Source organism: Hypericibacter sp., from assembly GCF_050729195.1.
Lineage (GTDB): Bacteria > Pseudomonadota > Alphaproteobacteria > Dongiales > Dongiaceae > Hypericibacter.
In genome coordinates this window covers 1-4,089 of sequence record NZ_JBOHKS010000143.1, presented here as the reverse complement: position 1 = coordinate 4,089, position 4,089 = coordinate 1, and the positions used below count along the sequence as shown (strand labels likewise).

3 protein-coding genes are annotated in these 4,089 nt (G+C 65.3%); 2 read left to right on the top strand and 1 reads right to left on the bottom strand.

Annotation, left to right across the window (positions count from 1 at the left end; all coding sequences use genetic code 11):
* Positions 1 to 280: 280 nt before the first annotated feature.
* A complete protein-coding gene (tldD, locus tag ACREE8_RS11145; protein WP_431573066.1) occupies positions 281 to 1,714 on the bottom strand; it encodes a metalloprotease TldD in 1,434 nt (477 codons plus the stop codon).
* A 476-nt stretch (positions 1,715 to 2,190) separates the two neighbouring features.
* On the opposite strand from tldD, the gene coxB reads away from it, so the two are divergent.
* Entirely contained in the window at positions 2,191 to 3,018 is an 828-nt protein-coding gene (gene coxB / locus ACREE8_RS11140) for a cytochrome c oxidase subunit II (RefSeq protein ID WP_431573065.1), read from the top strand.
* Positions 3,019 to 3,056: 38 nt separating this feature from the next.
* On the top strand, positions 3,057 to 4,089 hold a 1,033-nt coding region (locus ACREE8_RS11135; RefSeq protein WP_431573064.1), incomplete at its 3' end, for a cbb3-type cytochrome c oxidase subunit I.

Below are 4,089 nucleotides of genomic sequence, written 5' to 3'. Positions count from 1 at the left end.
CTCCCCTTGCGGGAGGGGGTAGGGGGAGGGGGTAGGGGGAGGGGTTGCTTGCAAGATAAAACGCGGCGTCGCTCCTCGATCTCGTCCGAAGCTTGGAATCAGAGCGAAGCGATCAGACAAAAAGGGCCGCGGCAGGGAACCGCGGCCCTTTTCTTTAGTGCGCCCGGGCTTGGGAGACCGGACGTGCGCGCATTCTAAGGCGAAGGGTGGTTAATCGGAGGTTAACGCGCCCGCTAAAGCTCGGGAATCACGGCGAGAGTCGGAGCTTCGGAACCTCGCCTCAATGCGCCGTACCGCCGACCGTCATGGCATCGATCTTCAAGGTCGGCTGGCCGACGCCGACCGGCACGCCCTGGCCTTCCTTGCCGCAGGTGCCGATGCCGCCATCGAGCTTCAGGTCGTTGCCGATCATGCTGACCTTGTTCATCGAGTCCGGGCCGTTGCCGATGAGCGTGGCGCCCTTGACCGCGGGGCCGATCTGGCCGTTCTCGATCAGATAGGCCTCGGTGCAGGAGAAGACGAACTTGCCGGAGGTGATGTCGACCTGGCCGCCGCCGAAATTGACGGCATAGAGACCCTTCTTCACCGAGGCGAGGATCTCCTTCGGATCATGCTTGCCGGCCAGCATGTAGGTGTTGGTCATGCGCGGCATCGGGATATGGGCGAAGCTCTGGCGCCGGCCGTTGCCGGTCGGCTTCATGCCCATGAGCCGGGCATTCTGGCGATCCTGCATATAGCCTTTGAGGATGCCGTCCTCGATCAGCACGTTGTATTGCGAGGGCGTGCCTTCGTCGTCGATCGTGAGCGAGCCGCGGCGGTCCTGGATCGTGCCGTCATCGACGATGGTGACGCCGGGCGAGGCGACGCGCTGGCCCATCAGCCCGGCGAAGGTCGAGGTCTTCTTGCGATTGAAATCGCCCTCGAGCCCATGGCCCACGGCTTCATGCAGCATCACGCCGGGCCAGCCCGGCCCCAGCACGACTTCCATCTCGCCGGCGGGCGCCGGCACCGAGCCCAGATTGACCAGCGCCTGGCGCAGCGCCTCATCCACGCCGTCGCGCCAGCTCTGCTCCTTGATGAAGCGGCCATAGGCCTCGCGGCCGCCGGTGCCGAAGCTGCCGGTCTCCATGCGGTCGCCGTCGCCCACCACGACCGCGATGTTGAGGCGCACCAGCGGCCGGATATCGGCCAGGCGCTGCCCGTCGCCGCGGATGATCTGCACCGCCTGCCACACGCCCGTCATCGAGGCCATGACCTGGCGCACGCGCGGATCCTTGCTGCGCGCATAAGCATCGATCTCGGTCAGGAGCTTGACCTTGTCCTCGAACGGCACTTCGTTCAGCGGGTTCACGTCCGTATAGAGCGAGCGGTTGGTGCCTTTGGGCGGCAGGGCCAGGGTCCCGCCATGGCCGCGATGGACCGTCTTCACGGTTTCGCCGGCGCGCTTGATCGCGGCTTCGGAGAGCTCGCTCGCATGGGCATAGCCCGCACGCTCGTCGGCGATGGCACGCAGGCCGAAGCCCTGGGTGGTGTCGTAGGACGCGCTCTTGAGCCGGCCATCGTCGAAGGAGAGGGCTTCCGACTGGCTGTATTCGAGAAAGAGCTCGCCATCATCGGCGCCCTTGAGCGCGTCGGCGACGACGCCTTCGATGCGCTTCCGGTCGAGGCCGGTGCGGTGGAAAAAGAGCTCGTCGGTTTTGCTGAGGTCGGCCATGGCGGTCCTTCAGGACTCCTTCGGTGCTGCGGTCGGCAGGGTGTTGAGGGACTTGGCCCGCGCGAGGTTCGGGACGGCTAGAGCCCGAGTCGCGCGATCAAGTTTGCCGCACTCCCGCATATAGGGCGTCGAGGGGCTTCTGTCAGCCCGAGGCCCGGGCCCGCCGATGAACCCCCGGACAGGTTCGACACGCCGTCCGGAACGGCCTCGCGCGACAGAACGTCGCATTTCTGAAGCCCGACCGCAAAGGGGTCGCCAAGGCCCCGTAATCGCGCGCGTCCAAGCGCCGCAAACCGCCCCAAAGGCTTGAGAAGCCTCGGATAGGGGTGTAGTTTCCCCGCCTGCCAGCGCAAGGGATGGGCGGTCGCTGGAGGCCTTGGGACAACAGTCCTGGGGACCTCGAGGCGGGCCGCCCGGTGGAGAGGAAGGCGCCGGCCATAAGAGGAAATCTCGCAATGCGTCTTAAGGCTTTGACGATGCTCTGGGGAGCGTTCATCGCGCTCGTCACGCTGGCCCCCGCGGCCTATGCCGAGAACGGTCCCAAGGATTGGGAGATGAGCTTCCAGCCGGCGGTTTCGCCCATCGCGGAGCAGATCCACAGCTTCCATCACGCATTGCTCTTCGTGATCGCGGCCATCACGGCCTTCGTGATGATCCTGCTGCTGATCGTCATCGTCCGCTTCAATGCGCGGGCCAACCCGGTCCCCTCCAAGACTTCGCATAACACGCTGATCGAGGTGCTCTGGACGGTGATCCCGGTCATGATCCTGGTCGCGATCGCGATCCCCTCCTTCAAGCTGATCTATGCCGCCGACCGCACCGAGAACCCGGAGCTGACGATCAAGGCGATCGGGCATCAGTGGTACTGGTCCTACGAATATCCGGACAACGGCAACTTCACCTTCGACGCGCTGATGACGGCCGACAAGGACCTGAAGCCCGGCCAGCCGCGCCTGCTCGAGACCGACAACCACCTGGTGATCCCGGTCAACACCAAGGTCCGGATCCTGATCACCGCCTCGGACGTGATCCACTCCTTCGCGGTCCCCGCCTTCGGCCTGAAGCTCGACGGCGAGCCGGGCCGGGTGAACGAGACCTGGACCGAGGTCACCCAGGAGGGGACCTATTACGGCCAGTGCTCCGAGCTCTGCGGCACCAACCACGCCTTCATGCCGATCGCGGTCGATGTGGTGTCGAAGGAGAAATATCTGGAGTGGGTCGCCGAGGCCCAGAAGAAGTTCGCCCAGGCCGACGCACCCGCGATCGATGTCGCGGCTGCGGCGCCGGCGCCGGCTGCCAACTGAGTTGGCTCCGGCAACATTGAGAGAGAGGGTTTAGGACCATGAGCAGCGCCACTTCGCACCACGACGCCGACCACGGCCATCATCCGACCGGGCTCGCGCGCTACCTCTTCTCGACCAACCACAAGGATATCGGGACGATGTACCTGATATTCGCGGTGGTGGCCGGCCTGATCGGCGGCCTGGTCTCCGTGATCATGCGCCTCGAGCTGCAGGCTCCGGGCGTCCAGTACCTGTTGACCAATGGCGAGCCGGACGGCCATCTCTGGGCCACGCTGGTGACGGCCCACGGCCTCATCATGGTGTTCTTCGTGGTGATGCCGGCGATGATCGGCGGCTTCGGCAACTGGTTCGTGCCGCTCATGATCGGGGCCCCCGACATGGCCTTCCCGCGCATGAACAACATCAGCTTCTGGCTGCTGATCCCCTCCTTCGGCCTGCTGCTGAGCTCGGCCTTCGTGGGCGGTGCCGGCACCGGATGGACCATCTACCCGCCGCTCTCGAGCGCGCTCGGCCATCCCGGGCCCGCCGTCGACCTCGCGATCTTCTCGCTGCATCTGGCCGGCGCCTCCTCGATCCTCGGCGCTATCAACTTCATCACCACCATCTTCAACATGCGCGCGCCGGGCATGACCCTGCACAAGATGCCGCTGTTCGTCTGGTCGGTGCTGGTGACGGCCTTCCTGCTGCTGCTGTCGCTGCCGGTGCTCGGCGGCGCCATCACGATGCTGCTGACCGACCGCAATTTCGGCACCACCTTCTTCGACCCGGCCGGCGGCGGCGATCCGGTCCTGTTCCAGCATCTGTTCTGGTTCTTCGGTCACCCCGAGGTGTACATCCTGATCCTGCCGGGCTTCGGCATGGTCAGCCAGATCGTCTCGACCTTCTCGCGCAAACCGGTGTTCGGCTATCTCGGCATGGCCTACGCCATGGTCGCGATCGGCGTGGTCGGCTTCGTCGTCTGGGCGCACCACATGTTCCGCGTCGGCCTCGACGTCGATACCCGGGCCTATTTCACCGCAGCGACGATGGTGATCGCGGTCCCGACCGGCGTGAAGATCTTTTCCTGGATCG

Coding starts and splice junctions, on each gene's coding strand:
- coxB (WP_431573065.1), top strand. CDS start 2,191: ATGCTCTGGGGAGCGTTCATCGCGCTCGTCACGCTGGCCCCCGCGGCC.
- tldD (WP_431573066.1), bottom strand. CDS start 1,714: ATGGCCGACCTCAGCAAAACCGACGAGCTCTTTTTCCACCGCACCGGC.